9 protein-coding genes are annotated in these 17,436 nt (G+C 61.7%); 8 read left to right on the forward strand and 1 reads right to left on the reverse strand.

What is annotated here, in order from left to right; all coding sequences use genetic code 11:
• Positions 1-183: 183 nt before the first annotated feature.
• The gene (gene ilvN, locus VGN12_17495) at positions 184-732 is read right to left on the reverse strand and encodes an acetolactate synthase small subunit (protein HEY4311249.1); all 549 of its coding nucleotides are present in this window, start codon (positions 730-732) and stop codon (positions 184-186) included.
• Positions 733-961: 229 nt separating this feature from the next.
• Here ilvN and uvrA point away from each other — a divergent pair, with 229 nt between their 5' ends.
• The 8 genes from uvrA to VGN12_17535 all read left to right on the forward strand — a co-directional run bounded on the left by uvrA (position 962) and on the right by VGN12_17535 (position 16,951).
• Positions 962-3,856, forward strand: coding sequence for an excinuclease ABC subunit UvrA (uvrA, locus tag VGN12_17500; protein ID HEY4311250.1), 2,895 nt, complete (start codon positions 962-964; stop codon positions 3,854-3,856).
• Between the two features lie 19 nt (positions 3,857-3,875).
• Entirely contained in the window at positions 3,876-6,110 is a 2,235-nt protein-coding gene (locus tag VGN12_17505; protein HEY4311251.1) for a tetratricopeptide repeat protein, read from the forward strand.
• A gap of 79 nt (positions 6,111-6,189) precedes the next feature.
• A complete protein-coding gene (locus VGN12_17510; protein ID HEY4311252.1) occupies positions 6,190-6,546 on the forward strand; it encodes a (2Fe-2S) ferredoxin domain-containing protein in 357 nt (118 codons plus the stop codon).
• 99 nt (positions 6,547-6,645) lie between these two features.
• Positions 6,646-8,187: a DASS family sodium-coupled anion symporter gene (locus VGN12_17515; protein HEY4311253.1), complete on the forward strand. Its 1,542-nt coding sequence runs from the start codon at positions 6,646-6,648 to the stop codon at positions 8,185-8,187.
• 122 nt (positions 8,188-8,309) lie between these two features.
• Entirely contained in the window at positions 8,310-9,389 is a 1,080-nt protein-coding gene (locus VGN12_17520) for a DUF1570 domain-containing protein (protein ID HEY4311254.1), read from the forward strand.
• A 369-nt stretch (positions 9,390-9,758) separates the two neighbouring features.
• A complete protein-coding gene (locus VGN12_17525; protein ID HEY4311255.1) occupies positions 9,759-10,868 on the forward strand; it encodes a LysR family transcriptional regulator in 1,110 nt (369 codons plus the stop codon).
• A gap of 7 nt (positions 10,869-10,875) precedes the next feature.
• Positions 10,876-15,465: a glutamate synthase large subunit gene (gene gltB / locus VGN12_17530; protein HEY4311256.1), complete on the forward strand. Its 4,590-nt coding sequence runs from the start codon at positions 10,876-10,878 to the stop codon at positions 15,463-15,465.
• Positions 15,458-16,951, forward strand: coding sequence for a glutamate synthase subunit beta (locus tag VGN12_17535; protein ID HEY4311257.1), 1,494 nt, complete (start codon positions 15,458-15,460; stop codon positions 16,949-16,951). The genes gltB and VGN12_17535 overlap by 8 nt, the downstream gene beginning before the upstream one ends.
• Positions 16,952-17,436: the final 485 nt, after the last annotated feature.

Genomic DNA, 17,436 nt, shown 5'->3' on the forward strand with positions numbered 1-17,436 from the left:
TATTTGTTGTTACTTATCTTTTGTTCCATCTCTTGCAGAGATGGCGGCTGGCGAGCGGTTGGGTTTTTGCCTTCGCTCCCTCAACCTGCCCTCTCCCAGAGGGCGAGGGGTTGTTTGATCAGTCGAATCGGCTTACTCAGATTGGCTCACTGAAATCGGCTCATTCGGATCGGCACTCGCCCCTTAAGCAAAGTCCGAGGGGGTGGCCTCGAACGAGCGGCCCGTGGGAGAACGGCGGTCGACGTTGCTGGTCTTGGCGCCGCGCACCATCGCGATTCGGCCGGTGCGGACCAGCTCGCAGATGCCGAAGGGGCGCATCAGTTCGACGAACGCCTCGACTTTGCGCTCCTGCCCCGAGATCTCGACGATCACGGCCTCGGCGGCGACGTCGACGACGCGTCCGCGAAAGATTTCGGCCAATTGGTGGACTTCGTTGCGGGCGGCACCGTCCGCCGCTTTGACCTTGATCAGCATCAGGTCGCGCTCGACGAAATTCTGCGAGCTGATGTCGTCGACGCGGACCACGGTCACGATCTTCGACAGTTGCTTGCGGACCTGCTCCAGCACGCTGTCGTCTCCCATGATGACGAATGTCATCCGCGACAGGTGGGGCTCCTCGGTCTCGCCGACGGCCAGACTATCGATGTTGTACCCGCGTGAGGCGAGCATGCCTGAGATATGCGCCAACACCCCCGGCACGTTCTGCACGAGTGCCGATATTACGTGACGCATCTCAATCCCCCGGAAAAGTAGCTGATAATAGCCCCGCTGATTCGCGCGGACAAGTCCCGGGAAGCCAGGCATTTTAGGCCTAGTAAAGGGACTTAAGTCGTGACGGCCGCCGTATTTTCACACACTAAATCTACCATGCCGGGGCCCGGGCCGCCGGTTGTCGTTTTCGGACCGCTCTGTTAGCCTCGAAAGTTTGGGGTCCTCCGAGCCTTCCCCGCCTGGGAGCCGCATGAGCCACGCAGCGTCGAAAGCCAACGGTGGCACCTCGTCCCGTGGTGATTTCATCCGCCTGCGCGGCGTCCGGGTCCACAATCTGCGCAATCTGGACCTGGATATTCCCCGCGACCGGCTGGTTGTCATTACGGGACCCAGCGGGTCGGGGAAAAGTTCGCTGGCTTTCGACACGTTGTTCGCAGAGGGGCAACGGCAGTACATCGAAAGCTTGTCGGTCTACGCCCGCCAGTTCCTGCATCAGCTCGAACGCCCGGACGTGGACTCGATCGACGGCCTGCAGCCGACGATTTCGATCGATCAGCAGGCAGGCACGCAAAATCCGCGTAGCACGGTAGCCACGGTCACCGAGATTTACGACTACCTGCGGCTGCTGTTCGCCCGAATTGGTTTACCGCTTTGCTATCGCTGCGGGGCAGAGATCCGCCAGCAGTCTCCCGAGCAAATCGTCGAAGCCCTGGCGGCGCTCGCCGAGGGGAGCAAGATGCTGCTGCTGGCGCCGCTGGTGCGGGGACGCAAAGGGCAGCACCAAGAGGTATTCGACGCGATTCGCAAGTCGGGCTTCGTCCGCGCCCGCGTCGACGGCGTGGTGTATGAGCTGGATGCGGTGCCGGCGCTGACCAAAGGGAAGCAGCACACGATCGAGGCCGTGGTCGATCGATTGGTGATTCGCGAGGGAGTTCGCACTCGACTGGCCGAAAGCGTGCAACTGGCGCTGCGGCACGGGCCGGGGCTAATCGTGGCGGCGATTCTCGCGCCAGGGGCCGATTCCAAGACCGGCACCTGGAGCGACATGGTCTTCAGCACGCAGCACGCTTGCCCGACCTGCGGGCTGAGCTACGAAGAGCTGGAACCACGCACCTTCAGCTTCAACAGTCCCTACGGGGCGTGCCACACCTGCGAAGGGCTGGGGTCGCGCATCGCCTTCGATCCCGACCTGGTCATCCCGGATAAGACGTTGTCGCTGGCTGATGGAGCGGTGCTACCGTGGCGTGGTGCGCCTGCCACGGTCACGGCCAAGCACCGGCGCGAGATCGCGCCGTTTGCCGCAACGCACGAATTTCGTTGGAACACGCCGCTCGAAGCGCTCAAGCCGCAAGTCTTCGACGCGCTGTTTTGCGGCGAAGGAAGCGAGTTCCCGGGCATTCTCGGCATCCTGGAGCGCGAATTCGCAGGAGCCACGACGCCCACGGCTTTGCAGCGCTGGGAAAAATATCGGGGCGTCGTCACTTGCCCGGCCTGTCACGGTTCGCGCCTGCGCTCCGAAGCGCGCAGTGTAACCATCAATGGCCGTGCCATTCACGAAGTCACGGCGCTGACGGTCGAAGCGGCGAAATCGTATTTCGCGGGGCTCGAATTCGAGGGGACGGCGGCCGAAATCGCCACGCCCATCATTACCCAGATTCGATCGCGGCTCGATTTCCTGGCCAATGTCGGGCTGGCCTATTTGACGCTCGATCGCGCGGCCGATTCCTTGAGCGGCGGCGAGCTGCAACGCATCCGGCTGGCCAGCAGTATCGGGTCGGGGCTTGTCGGCGTGTGCTACGTGCTCGACGAACCGTCGATCGGCCTGCACCCGCGCGACAACGAGCGTTTGATCCGCGCGCTACGCGATCTCGAGCAACAGGGAAACAGCGTACTGGTCGTCGAGCATGACGAGGCGATCATGCGGGCTGCAGATCACTTGATCGACCTGGGGCCCGGTGCCGGCGTGTCCGGTGGACGGCTCGTGGCGCAAGGGACCCCGGCCGAGGTGATGAAGAACGCCCAGTCGATCACCGGACAGTTCCTTTCGGGGGCTGCATCGATTGGCGTCACCGCGCGTCGCCCGGTGAATCCGCGACGGGCGATCGCGCTCGAGGGCGTAACGACGAACAACCTGAAAGACGTCAGCATTTCGATTCCGCTCTCGGTGCTGGTATGCGTGACGGGCGTGAGCGGTTCGGGCAAGAGCTCGCTCGTGAACGAGACGCTGGTGCGAGGCATTGCGCGTCGGCTGACGAGCAGTGGGCCGAAGCCGGGACCGTACCGGCGGCTAGCGGGTGTCAGTGCGATCGACAAGCTGGTCGAGATCGATCAGTCACCCATCGGACGCACGCCGCGCAGTAATCCGGCCACGTACACCGGCATCTTCGATGAGATTCGCAAGGTCTTTGCCGGCACGCGCGAGGCACAACTGCGGGGCTACAAGTCGAGCCGGTTCAGCTTCAACGTCAAAGGGGGACGCTGCGAGACCTGTCAGGGGCAAGGGCAGCAGAAGATCGAAATGAACTTCTTGCCGGACCTGTACGTCCCCTGCCCGGAATGCCACGGAGCGCGGCTGAATCGGCAAACGCTGGAAGTTCATTACCGCGGCCGCTCGATCGCCGACACACTGGCTATGAGCGTCGACGAAGCGATGACGTTTTTCGAGAACTTTTCGCCGATTCATCGCGTGCTGGAGTGCCTGCACGACGTAGGATTGGGTTACCTGCCGTTGGGTCAATCGTCGACGACCCTCTCCGGCGGCGAAGCGCAGCGCATCAAGCTGGCCGCTGAGTTGTCGCGCAGCGACACCGGCAAAACTCTGTACGTGTTGGACGAACCGACGACCGGACTGCACTTCGAGGATATTCGCCGTTTGCTTTCCGTGTTGGGCAGGCTCGTCGATCTCGGAAACACGGTCGTCGTCATCGAGCATCAGATGGATGTCATCAAGTGCGCGGACTGGATCATCGACCTGGGCCCCGAGGGGGGCGAAGCCGGAGGGCACGTGCTGGCCGCGGGCACTCCGGAAGAGATCGCGGTGCTGGCGGATAATCAAACGGGGCGTTTTCTGCGCGAAGCGCTAATCGGCCCGGGTGCGACAGTGTTGGGCGCCGCGAACGGGAATGGCAAGTCGGTAAGCGGGTAATTGCGATCGTGTGACGCCGATGAAATTTGAACCCAAACGCAAGCGCAAGGGAGCCGGCGCGAGTGTCGTAGCGAAGCCGGCGAATGCAAAGGCCGCTCCGCCGGACTGGCAAGCCTGGCTGGCATGGCTGCGCACGCCCGCGGCGGGCGCGATTCTGGTGGCGATGGTCCTGGCCACTTTTGCGCCGACGTTGCGGAACAAGTACATCTGGGACGACGACGCCTACGTCACGAAGAACCTGAATCTGCGCACGGCCGAGGGGCTATGGGCAACCTGGTTCAAGCCCTTTTCCCTGCCCCAGTATTATCCGCTCGTACACACGACGTTCTGGCTCGAGTATCAGTCGTGGGAGCTCGATCCCCTGGGCTATCACGTCGACAACATGTTGCTGCACGCGCTGGGAGTCGTCTTGGCGTGGCGCGTGCTGTTGCGGTTGGGCATCTCTTGGGCGTGGCTGGGGGCGGCACTGTTTGCCGTGCATCCCGTCACGGTCGAATCGGTCGCCTGGATCACCGAGCGCAAGAACGTGCTATCCGAGGCACTGGTGCTGGCCTCGATGCTGTGTTACTTGCGTTTCGCGCCCGCCGAACCGGGTGCGGCCGATGCGACGGCCGGCCGCTGGAAATGGATCAACTACGGGCTCGCGATCGTTTTCTTTCTAGGCGCTCTGCTGAGTAAGACCGTGGTTGCCACGATGCCGGCGGTGCTGTTGGTGATTTACTGGTGGAAGCGCGGGCGAATTGGTTGGCGCGACGTCGTGCCGCTGCTGCCATTTTTCGCCATGGGCGTGAGCCTGGGCATGGTCACGGCATGGCTCGAGCGTATTCACGTGGGGGCCGAAGGGGACGAATGGTCATTCACTCGGGCCGAGCGCGTGCTGATCGCGGGGCGAGCCGTGTGGTTTTACGCGACCAAGCTGGCCTGGCCGCATCCGATTATTTTCTTTTACCCGCGTTGGGAAATCGACGGACACGTTTGGTGGCAATACGTGTTTCCCGCGACGGCGGTGGCGTTTGCGATCGCGCTATTCCTGCTGCGCGGACGAATTGGGCGCGGCCCGCTGGCCGCGGCGCTCGTCTTCGGCGGCGTACTGGTGCCGGCGATCGGCTTCTTTAACGTTTATCCTTTTCGCTTCTCTTTCGTCGCGGATCATTTTCAGCACCACGCAACATTGGCGATGTTTGCGCTGGCCGCTGGCGGAGCGGCGCTGCTCGATCGGCGCCTGGCGCGCGCGAACATTGCGACAGGTGAAACGCCGGCGAGCAAGGCATCGGTGTCATTTGCGCCGGGCCAAATCCTCTTGCGCGGGGCGGCCGGGGCGGTACTGGTCATGCTGGCCGCGATTTCCTACGTGCAGTGCCGGACGTACTACGACATCGAAGCGTTGTATACCGACGTCATGGCCAAGAATCCGAGCGCCTGGATCGCGTTTTCGAACCTGGGGTCGCACTACCTGCAGGTGGGACGCGGTGACGAGGCGACGGTATTGTTGCGACAAGCGCTCGCCATTGCGCCGCGTAATTCGCTGACTCACGTCAATTACGGCCGCGTGATGCTCAGCAAAGGGACACGCGAAGGATTCGAGCCAGGCCAACTCGAAGATTGCATCGAACACTTCGAAACCGCCATCAAGCTCGAGCCGCGACATTTGCAGGCACGCGTAGCGCTAGCCCAGGCCATGACTCACCAGGATCGCGGCGAAGATGCCAAACAACAACTGAACCTGGTTCTCGAGCGACAGCCCTACAACAGCTTCGCACTCGCATCCATGGGCTCGATCCTGATCGCAGAGAAACGCTGGGCCGAGGCGCGCGACTACTTCGAGCGAGCTTTGGAGTACAGCCCCAACTCGGGCGACGCGCAACACGGACTAGGCTTAGCGCTCGTGAACCAGGGGCATAACCAAGAAGCCATCGCACATTTGCAGGCGGCCGTGCAGCTAAAGCCCGATTCGTTCGAAGTCCATTTCGTGCTCGGAAATGCCCTGTATAACCTGGGCGACTTCCGCACGGCGATCGATCAATACAACGATGCCCTGGCGATCAAGCCAGACTATCTGGAAGCATTGAGCAACAAGGGGGTGGCGCTCGGTCAATTGGGGGCAGCCGACGGCCAAGTCGCGAACGCGGACGCTGCGATCCGCTGCTTCGAGAAATTGGTAACGATCGACCCGAAGTACACCGGCGCGCAGGAGAATCTGAAGAACGCGCACGAGTTGAAGAAACAATTGCAGGAAAAGAAGGCGCGCCAATAGGCGCGCCCGGCTATCATGCCCGAACGGCGCGATTGCACCGCGCCTCGGAGCACAGGATTCGCAGGAGCTGTTGTTCGCCATGTCGCGCTTCGCCAGTCACATCTTCGTCTGTTGCAACACGCGCGAGCCGGGGCATTGTCGTGGCTGCTGCGATCCCGAGGCCAGCGAGTCCTTGCGCAACCGGTTTGCCGCCGAATTGAAAGCGCACAAGCTCGACGCGCCGGTACGAGCCAATCGGGCCGGCTGCCTGGATCAATGCGAATACGGACCTGCCGTAGTGATTTATCCGCAACAAATCTGGTACGGCCGCGTCACGCCGGACGATGTGCCGAGAATCGTCGCGGAAACGATCGTCAACGGCCGCGTTATCGAAGAGCTGCTCATTCCCGATGAGTGTCTGAATACGAAAGGGAAGGTGCCCTGGCCGGAAACGTGAGAGGAAAACGAAACCGGTCGCATGACGCGCCACGGCCTGCCGCATAAGATGGCGCGCTTTGTTGGGCAGTGAACTATTCCTCACGCGCGGACCGGCTCGATGAATGAACCGCAGCCTCGTTCCTGGATTTCCAACCTCGGCCTGTTGGCCGGGCCAGCCGCGGCGCTGACGCTGTGGTTGGCGTGGGACGCAGAATCCGGCGACGGAACGCGGCGCGAGATGGCCGGGGCCGCGGTGTGGATCATCATTTGGTGGCTCACCGAGGCCTTGCCACTGGCGGCCACTGCGCTGTTGCCGCTTGTGTTGTTTCCGGCATTACGCATTCTGCCTGCCTCGGCCGTGGCGGCGAACTACGGCGAGAGCCAGATATTCTTGTTCTTGGGGGGCTTTCTGATCGCGCTGGCTGTCGAACGGGCCGGCTTGCATCGCCGCGTGGCGCTGGCCGTGGTGGCCGCGATTGGCGACAGCCCGCGCCGCATCGTGCTGGGATTCGTGCTGGCCACGGGGCTGATCTCGATGTGGATGTCGAACACCGCGACGGCACTGTTGATGATGCCAATGGCGGCCAGTGTGCTGACCCGGGCCGATGAGATAGGCCGCGACCCGCGGCTCATCAAACGATTGGCAATCGCGCTGGTGCTGGGGGTAGGTTACGCGGCCAGCATGGGAGGGATTGCCACTCTGATAGGCACGCCGCCGAACCTGGCCTTCCGCCAGCTTTACATGGAGCACTTCCCGGCAGGCCCCGATATTTCGTTCGGCGGCTGGATGCTGCTCGCCACGCCTCTGTCGCTGGCGCTATTGTTCTTTTGCTGGTTCGCGCTCGTGTTCATTCTGTACCGTTTGCCGGGTGGAGCGTTTTTCGGAGGTCGTAACGCGATCGCTGACGAACGCCGAGCGCTCGGTCCGATGACGTCCGCCGAGCGACGTGTGGCCGCGATTTTTCTTGCGACCGCGGCGGCCTGGATTTTTCGCGAGCCAGTATCGGGCTGGGGGTGGGCACCGCTATTGGGCTTGGGACGCGTGCCAGGCGTTGGCGTTATGGTCGACGATACGACCGTGGCGATTGCGATGGCGCTACTCTGTTTCGTGATTCCTTCCAAGGGCTGGAACGGACCGCCGCTGCTGGCCTGGCACGATGCGCACCGTGTCCCCTGGGGCATCCTGATTCTGTTCGGCGGCGGGCTGGCACTGGCCGACGGATTGAGTGCCGCCGGGCTCGATCAACTGTGGGGAGGTTGGCTTGGCAGTTGGCTGACGGGACAATCGCAATTCGTCGTCGTGGCTGCGACGACGGTGGGATTGACGGGATTCACCGAAGTGGCGAGCAATGTCTCGGCCGTGCAAATCACGATGCCGCTGTTGGCCGAGTCAGCGCGACAGGTACCGTGCGATCCGCGACTATTGATGGTGCCGGCCACGTTGGCGGCCAGTTGTGGATTCATGCTGCCGGTCGGAACTCCGGTCAATGCCATTGCCTACGGCACCGGCCGGGTGCGCATGCGCGACATGGTCGTCGCGGGTGTGGTTATGGACGTGGCCAGCATTGTATTGATCGTGTCGTTTGTGCTGGCGCTCGGGCACCTGGCGCTGGGAATCGAAGTGACCGGGCTGCCGAGTTGGGCCGCCGAAGCCCGCTAGACGCTTGTCATCTCGCGGCATTCAGCAATGTTCTCGGCCGCGACGGTAGGCGCCGCTGGGCTAAGCTTGCTTAGGCCAGCGCCATCGCTGCCATAACATCTCGGCCCCCGGGAAACATTGTCGTGCGCATTCCATCGGCCACGCTGCTGGTCAGCCTCTGCCTGATCGGCACTGGATCGGCAGCGGACGTGCGCCGCACCATGGAATTCGAACTGGGGGGACAACGCATTGAAGGGACACCGCTGACGAATACGGCCTCGGGGGTCGAGTTACTAGGCCGCGATGGGCGCTTGTGGAGCATCGCGCCGAGTGAAGCTCGATCGCTGAAGCAAACCGGCTCGTCGTTTCAAAGTTATCCGGTCTCGGTCTTGAAGGGGCGTTTGCAGGCCGAGTTGGGGAAAGGATTCCGCGTCGTCGCGACGAGCCATTACCTGGTGGCCTTTCCTACCGGAGTGCGGGCCAATTGGGCCGAACGATTCGAGGATTTGTACCGCTCGTTCGCGCTGTACTTTTCGGTGCGAGGCTTCCACCTCGAAGCCCCCGAGTTTCCGCTAATCGCGATTGTTTGGCCCGATCAGCAGAGTTTTGCCAGGGCTTGCGCCGCGGATCGCGGCGGTGTTCCGGCGGGATTGCTGGGGTATTACTCGCCGATCTCGAATCGAATCATGCTGTACGACACGGGGGGCGGGCGGGGATCGGCCGAGGATTGGCAACAAACCTCGGCGACGATCATTCACGAAGCGACGCATCAGACGGCGTTCAATACTGGCATCCATCGCCGCTTCGCCGATACGCCGCGCTGGCTGGTCGAGGGATTGGGGATGATGTTCGAAGCGCCGGGCGTCTCGAACTCGCGCGCGTATACGCGGCGCGAAGATCGCATCAATCACGATCGCTTCGACTACTTTCGATCGCGGATCGCACCCAAGCATAAGCCGGACCTGCTGGAGGCGCTCGTCAACTCGGACCGGCTGTTTTCGCTGGATGCGTCCATCGCCTACGCCGAGGCGTGGGCGCTGTCGTTCTACCTGGTCGAAACTCAGCCGCGCAAATACTCGCAATACCTGACTCTCACGGCCCAGCGGCAGCCGGGGCAAGCTTATCCACCGGCCCGACGGCTGGCCGACTTTACCTCGATCTTTGGCAGCAACTTTCGAATGCTCGACGCTCAATTCCTGCGGTTTATGGCCGAGTTGAAGTAGCTCCATAAGCTGGGCGAATTTCAGAGCCGCTGGAATCGGTATCCGCTTATCGTGCGACTCCGGCGAAACCGCCATCTTCATTTGGAACCAGCATTGGGCCACTGTCGTCGCATCCGCCGCGACGATCTCCTGGTCGCAGTAGCTAGCACTCTCACCGGGTTTGAATTGACGTGGAGACGTTGAATGGTCGCAATTCAATAATTCACAGCGATTTACGTCGTAACTCGCGCGCTCTGCGAGCCGATCCTTCGAATCCGCAAATATCGGATTTCCCGCAATACTGCTTGACTTCGTTAAGCAGACCTTCTAATGTTACATTCCTGATTTCGATGCTGTTCCTGCGCTCTATTTGCCAGATTTATTCTACGTATGGCCGTTCATCTGAAGTGGTTGAAGGTCTTTTGCGACGTGGTGCGGCAGCGGAGCTTCTCCCGTGCGGCCGACGAAAACGACATGTCGCAGTCGGCGGCCAGCCAGTTGGTACACCAATTGGAAGAGCGTTTGGGCGTCAAGTTGATTGACCGCTCGAAGCGCCCTTTCGTCCTGACCCCCGAGGGCGAGGTCTATTACGACGGCTGCCGGGCGGTGATGGAGCGGTACGGCGCCCTGGAAGATAAGGTCCGCACCCTGCATCAAGAGGTGGCGGGCTGTGTGCGCGTGGCTTCGATCTATTCGGTCGGGCTGCACCACATGAATCGTTACATGCAGGAGTTTCTCAGCCAGCATCCGAAAGCCAACGTTCGGCTGGAGTACCTCCATCCGCACCGCGTTTTCGAAAGCGTGGAGAACGACCTGGCCGACCTGGGGCTGGTGAGCTATCCGAAGTCGTCTCGCACGTTGACGGCCATTCCCTGGCGGGAAGAGCCGATGGTGCTGGTTTGTGCTCCGACGCACGAATTGGCCTCGCGCGAGAGCATTGGTCTGGGGCAGTTGCACGGCCGGGAACTGGTCGGTTTCGACAGTGATCTGACGATCCGTCGCGAGATCGACCGTGTGCTGCATTTGCACCGCATCGAAGTGCAATTGGTCATGGAGTTTGATAACATCGAAACCATCAAGCGGGCCATCGAAATCGATGCCGGCGTGAGCCTTCTGCCCGAGCCAACTGTCCTGCGAGAAGTGGCGGCCGGGACGTTGGTGGCCGTGCCGCTGGATACTGATGAATTGGTGCGCCCGCTGGGCATTATTCACCGCCGTGGTAAGCAGTTGAGCGCGACCACGTGGCGGTTTGTCGAACTTCTGAAGCGAGAAGGGGACCGTCTGCCGGCTGAGTCGGCGGCGGGCCAACAGGCACGAGGTGTTTCCACACAAGGTGCTGTTGCGCAAAGCGCCAAGAACGGCAAGCCCTCGCATCAAGTCGCCGGCGAATCGAGAACGCATCTAAGCGTCTCCGCCGGCGCGCCGCCCGCCCGTGGCGCGGGTCATGGAGAGTCTGCATCGATGGCCGAATGCCGCGCGGCCGAGACCACGGTAGGATAAAACCGCGATGTCATCACATCCGCGAAATGCCGGTCTACCCGTTCGCGAAGGGCTCTACGACCCCGCCAACGAGCATGACGCCTGCGGCGTCGGCTTCGTTGTCCATATGCGCGGCGAGAAGAGCCACCAGATTGTGCGCTCGGGGCTCGAAATCCTGGTCAATTTGACACACCGCGGTGCTTGCGGTTGCGATCCTTTGACCGGTGACGGCGCTGGGATACTCACGCAGATCCCGCACGATTTCTTCGTCGCCAAGTGCAAGGAGCTGGGCATTTCGCTGCCGGCCCCTGGTGAATACGGCGTGGGCACGGTCTTCCTCCCCCCGGATCCGACCGAGCGGCAAGCTTGCCAGCGCCGCCTCGACGAGCTGATCGAGGCCGAAGGGCAGCGTTTGCTCGGCTGGCGGGATGTGCCGATCGATAACGCGCATATCGGGCAATCGGCCCGCGAGGTCGAACCGTTCATTCGGCAGGTCTTCGTCGCGCGCGGCGCGAAGACGACTGCCGACATGTTCGAGTGGAAGCTGTACGTCATTCGCAAGCAGCTCGAATCGTCGATCCGCGGCAGCAACCTGTCGCAGAAGGCGTACTGCTATGTGCCGACCTTGTCGTCGCAAGTGATCGTCTACAAGGGATTGATGCTGGCCGACCAGGTACAGTTGTTCTATGGCGACCTGGCCGACGAGCGTTTCGTCTCGGCTCTGGCGCTTGTGCATCAGCGTTACAGCACCAACACTTTCCCGACCTGGGACCTGGCGCAGCCGTTCCGCTATCTGGCGCACAACGGCGAAATCAATACGGTGCGTGGCAACGTCAACTGGATGCACGCTCGGCAGAGCATGCTCGCCAGCAAGCAATACGGCGACGACCTGCGGAAGATCTTCCCGGTCTGCACGCCGGACGGCAGTGACTCGGCCATGTTCGACAACGCGCTTGAGCTGCTGGTGTTAACCGGCCGTTCGCTGCCGCAGTCCATGTCGATGCTGATTCCCGAGCCGTGGGCCGGGCACGAAAGCATGCCCGACGACAAGCGGGCGTTTTACGAATATCAGGCGTGCCTGATGGAGCCGTGGGACGGTCCGGCCTCGATGGCTTTCACCGATGGCAAAGTGATCGGCGCTGTGCTCGACCGCAACGGATTGCGTCCCAGCCGGTACTGCGTCACTAAGCAGGGGTTGGTGATCATGGCTTCGGAGGCGGGGGTGTTGAAAGTCCCGCCGCGCGATGTGGTCTCGAAGGGGCGCTTGCGACCCGGCCGCATGTTCCTGGTCGATACGGCGAAAGGTCAAATCATCGCCGACGACGAGATCAAGCACGCCCTGGCTGCGCGTCATCCCTACCGTCAGTGGATCGACACGCATCAGATCAACTTGGCCGATCTGCCTGACCCCGCCACGAGCAACGGACACAAGACCAACGGCCACGCGGACGAACCGCTATTGAAGCTGCAGCGGACGTTTGGTTACACGCTCGAAGATGTGCGCATCCTGATGATGCCGATGGCCATCGATGGTCAGGAAGCCATCGGCTCGATGGGGAATGATGCTCCGTTGGCCGTGCTCTCGGATCGTCCGCAGTTGCTCTACAATTATTTCAAGCAGCTGTTCGCGCAGGTCACGAACCCTCCGCTGGACGCGATTCGGGAAGAGATCATCACCTCGATGATCACGACGATCGGTTCCGAAGGGAACCTGCTCGACGAATCACCCGAGCAATGTCGTCTGCTGCGGCTCGATCGGCCGATCGTCACCAACGAAGAGTTGGCCCAGATCAAGGCATTGAATCTGCCCGGCCTGCGCAGCCGTACGCTGTCGATCCTCTTCCCGCGGGAAGAGGGGGCGCGTGGCATGCGTCGCCGGCTAGACGAGTTGCGCCGCGAGGCCTCGCGCGCGATTTCGGACGGTGTCACGCTGTTGATCTTGTCGGACCGAGGGGTGAATCACGAATGGGTGCCGATTCCGGCACTGCTGGCCACCAGCGGCATGCATCATCATTTGATTCGCGAGAAGACTCGCACGCGGTGTGGTCTGATCGTCGAGTCGGGCGAGCCGCGCGAGGTGCAGCACTTCGCCCTGCTGACCGCCTATGGTGCCGGAGCGATCAACCCTTACCTGGCCCTGGCGACGCTCGACCAGTTGCACGCCGAAGGGTATGTCGCGGACTCGTACACGATCGAGAAGCTGCACAAATCGTTCGTCAAGGCGGGCGTAAAGGGCTTGCTGAAGGTGATGTCCAAGATGGGCATCTCGACGCAGCAAAGTTATCGCGGGGCGCAGATCTTCGAGGCGATCGGCCTGAACGCCGATTTTGTCGACGAGTTCTTCACCCGCACCGCCAGTCGCATTCAAGGCATCGGCCTGGAAGCGGTGGCCGAAGAGGCGTTGCGCCGACACGAGCATGCCTTCCCGCGGGCCAAAGTGCCTGAGACGCTCGACCTGGACGTAGGCGGTCAGTATCAATGGCGACGCAAGGGCGAAGCGCATCTCTTCAATCCCGAAGTTGTGGCCAAGCTGCAGCACTCCACGCGTCTGAACAGCCGCGAGGATTTCCAGAAGTACTGCCAGGCGATTGACGATCAGCAGCGGCAACTGCTGACGCTGCGTGGCCTGCTGGAATTCAAGAAGGCCGAGCATCCGATTCCGCTCGACGCCGTCGAACCGGCGGCCACGATCGTCAAGCGATTCGCCACCGGCGCCATGTCGTACGGCTCGATCTCGAAGGAAGCGCACGAGACGCTGGCCATCGCGATGAATCGGCTGGGAGCCAAGAGCAACACCGGTGAAGGGGGCGAAGACCCTGCCCGATATCATCCGGATGCGAACGGCGATCGCCGTTCGAGCGCGATCAAGCAAGTGGCCAGCGGCCGCTTCGGCGTGACCAGCGAATACCTGGTCAGTGCCCAGGAACTACAGATCAAGATGGCGCAAGGCGCGAAGCCGGGCGAAGGCGGACAGCTCCCCGGCCATAAGGTGGACAACGAAATCGCGCGCATCCGGCACAGCACGCCGGGGGTGGGTTTGATTTCGCCGCCGCCGCATCACGATATTTACTCGATCGAAGATCTGGCGCAACTGATTCACGATTTGAAGAACTCGAATCGCGATGCGCGGATCAGCGTAAAGCTCGTGGCCGAGGTCGGCGTTGGCACGGTTGCCGCCGGCGTCGCCAAGGGGAAAAGCGATGTCGTGCTGATCAGCGGACACGACGGTGGTACGGGCGCGAGCCCCTATACGTCGATCAAGCATGCCGGCATCCCCTGGGAATTGGGTCTGGCCGAAACGCATCAGGTCCTGGTCAAGAACGATCTACGCGGTCGCATCGTCGTGCAAACCGACGGACAGTTGCGTACGCCCCGCGACGTGGCGATTGCCACGATGCTGGGGGCCGAGGAATGGGGAATCGCCACGGCGGCCCTGGTCTCGGTCGGCTGCATCATGATGCGGAAGTGTCATTTGAACACCTGCCCGGTAGGCATCGCGACGCAAGACGTCGAACTGCGCAAGAAATTTGCCGGTAAGCCGGAGTACGTCGTCAATTTCTTCTTCATGCTGGCCGAAGGCCTTCGCGAGATCATGGCCTCGCTTGGTATCGCGACCGTCGAAGAAATGGTCGGGCGCGTCGATTTGCTCGAAACCCGCCAGGCCATCGGGCATTGGAAGGCGCGAGGACTCGACTTCTCGACGATGCTCTTCAAGCCGCAGGTGCCGGCCAATATCAACACGTATTGTGTCGAGCCGCAGGATCATGGGCTGGATAAATCGCTCGATATGACCATGCTGTTGGATCTGTGCCGTCCGGCGATACAGGACGAGACCCCCGTGGCGTTCGACCTGCCCATTCAGAACACGAATCGCACGGTGGGAACGATCCTCTCCAGCGAGATCACCCGGGCGCACGGCGCGAAGGGGCTGCCCGAGGATACGATCCAGCTCACTTTCCACGGCAGTGCCGGGCAGAGCATCATGGCCTTCGGCGTGCCGGGCTTGACGGTGCGCGTCGAGGGTGAAGTCAACGATTACTGCGGCAAGGGTCTGTCCGGCGGCAAAGTGATTGTTTACCCGCCGACGGAGTGCTCGTTCGAGGCCGAGAAGAACATCATCGCCGGTAACGTCGTCCTGTACGGTGCCACGAGCGGCGAGGTTTACTTGCGGGGCATTGCGGGCGAGCGGTTCTGCGTCCGCAACTCGGGCGCTCACGCGGTCGTCGAAGGGGTCGGCGACCACGGCTGCGAATACATGACCGGCGGTGTTGCCGTCATTCTCGGTGAGACCGGGCGTAATTTCGCAGCCGGCATGAGCGGTGGCGTGGCCTACATCCTGGACGAGGAAGGGGGCTTCCCTACACTCGTGAACATGGAGATGGTTGAGCTCGAATCGCTCGACGATGTCGAAGATCAAAAGGTCGTGCTCGACCTGGTGCGCAAGCACGTGCAGTACACGGCCAGCGCACGTGGACAATATGTGTTGGATAACTGGGAACAATTAATCTCGAAGTTCGTCAAGGTTATGCCGCTCGATTACAAACGGGCCCTGGCGGGCATGAAGAAAGCCGCGGCCGGCAAGGCTGCCGGAGAGCTGGAAGAGGTGGCCCATGGGTGATATTCGCGGCTTCATGCAATTCGGTCGTCGGCAATATGACGAAGAGCCTGCCGATGCGCGCGTCAAGCATTACAACGAATTCCTGCGCGTGCTGCCGAGTGAAGAGATTCGCCGGCAAGGCGCGCGCTGTATGGATTGCGGCGTTCCCTTCTGCCATACCGGCTGTCCGCTGGGGAACATCATTCCGGACTTCAACGACCTTGTCTATCGCGATCGTTGGCGCGAGGCGCTGGCCCGACTGCACGCCACGAATAACTTTCCGGAGTTCACGGGCCGGGTCTGTCCCGCTCCTTGCGAGACGGCTTGCGTGCTGGGGATCAACGAAGATCCGGTGTCGATCAAGCAGATCGAAATGTCGATCGCGGATCGCGGTTTCGACGAAGGTTGGATCACGCCCGAGCCGCCTGAAGTCCGCACCGGCAAGCGCGTGGCGGTCGTCGGTGGCGGTCCGGCCGGACTGGCCGCGGCGCAGCAATTGAACCGGGCCGGGCATTATGTCACGGTCTTCGAGCGGGCCGATCGTCCCGGCGGTTTGCTGATGTACGGAATTCCCGATTTCAAACTGCAGAAAGATCGCGTCTGGCGACGCATCCGCCAGTTGGAAAACGAAGGGGTCGAGTTCCGCTGCAACGCGAACGTCGGTGTGAACGTCGAGACCGCGCAATTGCGCGACGAATACGACGCCATGCTGTTGACCGGCGGCGCTACGCAGCCACGCGATTTGCCGATTCCCGGCCGCAACCTGCCGGGCATCTACTTCGCGATGGAATTTCTGCCGCAGCAGAACAAACGCAACCAGGGGGACAAGATCCCTGCGGATATTTCGCTGTTGGCCACGGGCAAGGATGTGATCATCATCGGCGGCGGCGATACGGGGAGCGACTGCACCGGCACGTCGAATCGTCACGGCGCAAAAAGCGTTACGCAATTCGAGCTGCTGCCGAAGCCGCCCGATCTTGGGTATTTCCCCCGCGCCAACGAACGGCCGGTCAATACGCCCTGGCCGTACTGGACGATGATGATGCGCACCAGCAGCTCGCACAAGGAAGGTTGCGATCGTCACTGGAGCATCCTCACCAAGGAATTCCAGGCTGACGAGAAGGGACGCGTCAAGAATCTCGTCACGGTCGAGATCGAATGGTATGTCGACGAACAAGGACGGCAACAATTCAAGGAAATGCCAGGTACGACGAAAGCCTGGCCTTGTCAGTTAGTCCTCCTGGCGATGGGCTTTTTAGGACCCGAGAAGAAAGGCGCGATCGCTGACCTGGACCTCGCTCTCGATGGGCGAGGGAACGTCAAGTGCGACGCCAATTACATGTCGAGCGTCGACGGCGTGTTTGCCGCCGGCGATATCCGACGTGGGCAATCGCTCGTCGTGTGGGCCATCCACGAGGGGCGCGAAGCGGCCCGCGCGGTCGACAAGTACCTGATGGGCGTGAGCTACCTGCCCAGCGTTAACGCCGGCGACTTCGCCTGGAAATAGAGCAAGCTCTCGATTGCTGTGTGCGGCGGCGGCTCGGGGAAGGTGATCCCGGTCTGCGCCCGGCAGGCGTAGCTAATGGTCGCGCTGTAAACGCTGCTGCGACGCAGGGTCGATGCCCCCCCGTTCGGAATCGGGGCTCTCTCTCACGGCATCCCATCGGCCCTCCTGATTTGGATCTCGCTTGAGTAATGCACGCTGCGAGGTGCGCAATCGTCGGCACTTTCCACCTTTCCGCCAGGGGGACTCGGTCTCTCGTGGTCCGGCCCTGCTGGAAAAACCCCAGCCTGCGGTTCCTGGCTGTCCTAACGAATCGCGGCATGCTAAGCCGTGATGTTTTAACTACATGTGAAATTGATGAATATGTAAGATTTCTGCTTGCCCCTGAGTTTCTTTATTACTATTTTGAGGGCAGTAAGCGGGTCAAACGTTAGGGGGGCGATCCGCAACGTTGTCCTGTCGGATTTCGCGGCAGGAGGTCGGGCACG

It is taken from the genome of Pirellulales bacterium (assembly GCA_036499395.1).
In the GTDB taxonomy this organism is placed as follows: Bacteria; Planctomycetota; Planctomycetia; order Pirellulales; family JACPPG01; genus JACPPG01.

Excerpts from the sequence above, each read along its gene's own strand:
- ilvN (HEY4311249.1), bottom strand. The coding sequence starts at position 732 with ATGCGTCACGTAATATCGGCACTCGTGCAGAACGTGCCGGGGGTGTTG.
- uvrA (HEY4311250.1), top strand. The coding sequence starts at position 962 with ATGAGCCACGCAGCGTCGAAAGCCAACGGTGGCACCTCGTCCCGTGGT.
- VGN12_17505 (HEY4311251.1), top strand. The coding sequence starts at position 3,876 with ATGAAATTTGAACCCAAACGCAAGCGCAAGGGAGCCGGCGCGAGTGTC.
- VGN12_17510 (HEY4311252.1), top strand. The coding sequence starts at position 6,190 with ATGTCGCGCTTCGCCAGTCACATCTTCGTCTGTTGCAACACGCGCGAG.
- VGN12_17515 (HEY4311253.1), top strand. The coding sequence starts at position 6,646 with ATGAATGAACCGCAGCCTCGTTCCTGGATTTCCAACCTCGGCCTGTTG.
- VGN12_17525 (HEY4311255.1), top strand. The coding sequence starts at position 9,759 with ATGGCCGTTCATCTGAAGTGGTTGAAGGTCTTTTGCGACGTGGTGCGG.
- gltB (HEY4311256.1), top strand. The coding sequence starts at position 10,876 with ATGTCATCACATCCGCGAAATGCCGGTCTACCCGTTCGCGAAGGGCTC.
- VGN12_17535 (HEY4311257.1), top strand. The coding sequence starts at position 15,458 with ATGGGTGATATTCGCGGCTTCATGCAATTCGGTCGTCGGCAATATGAC.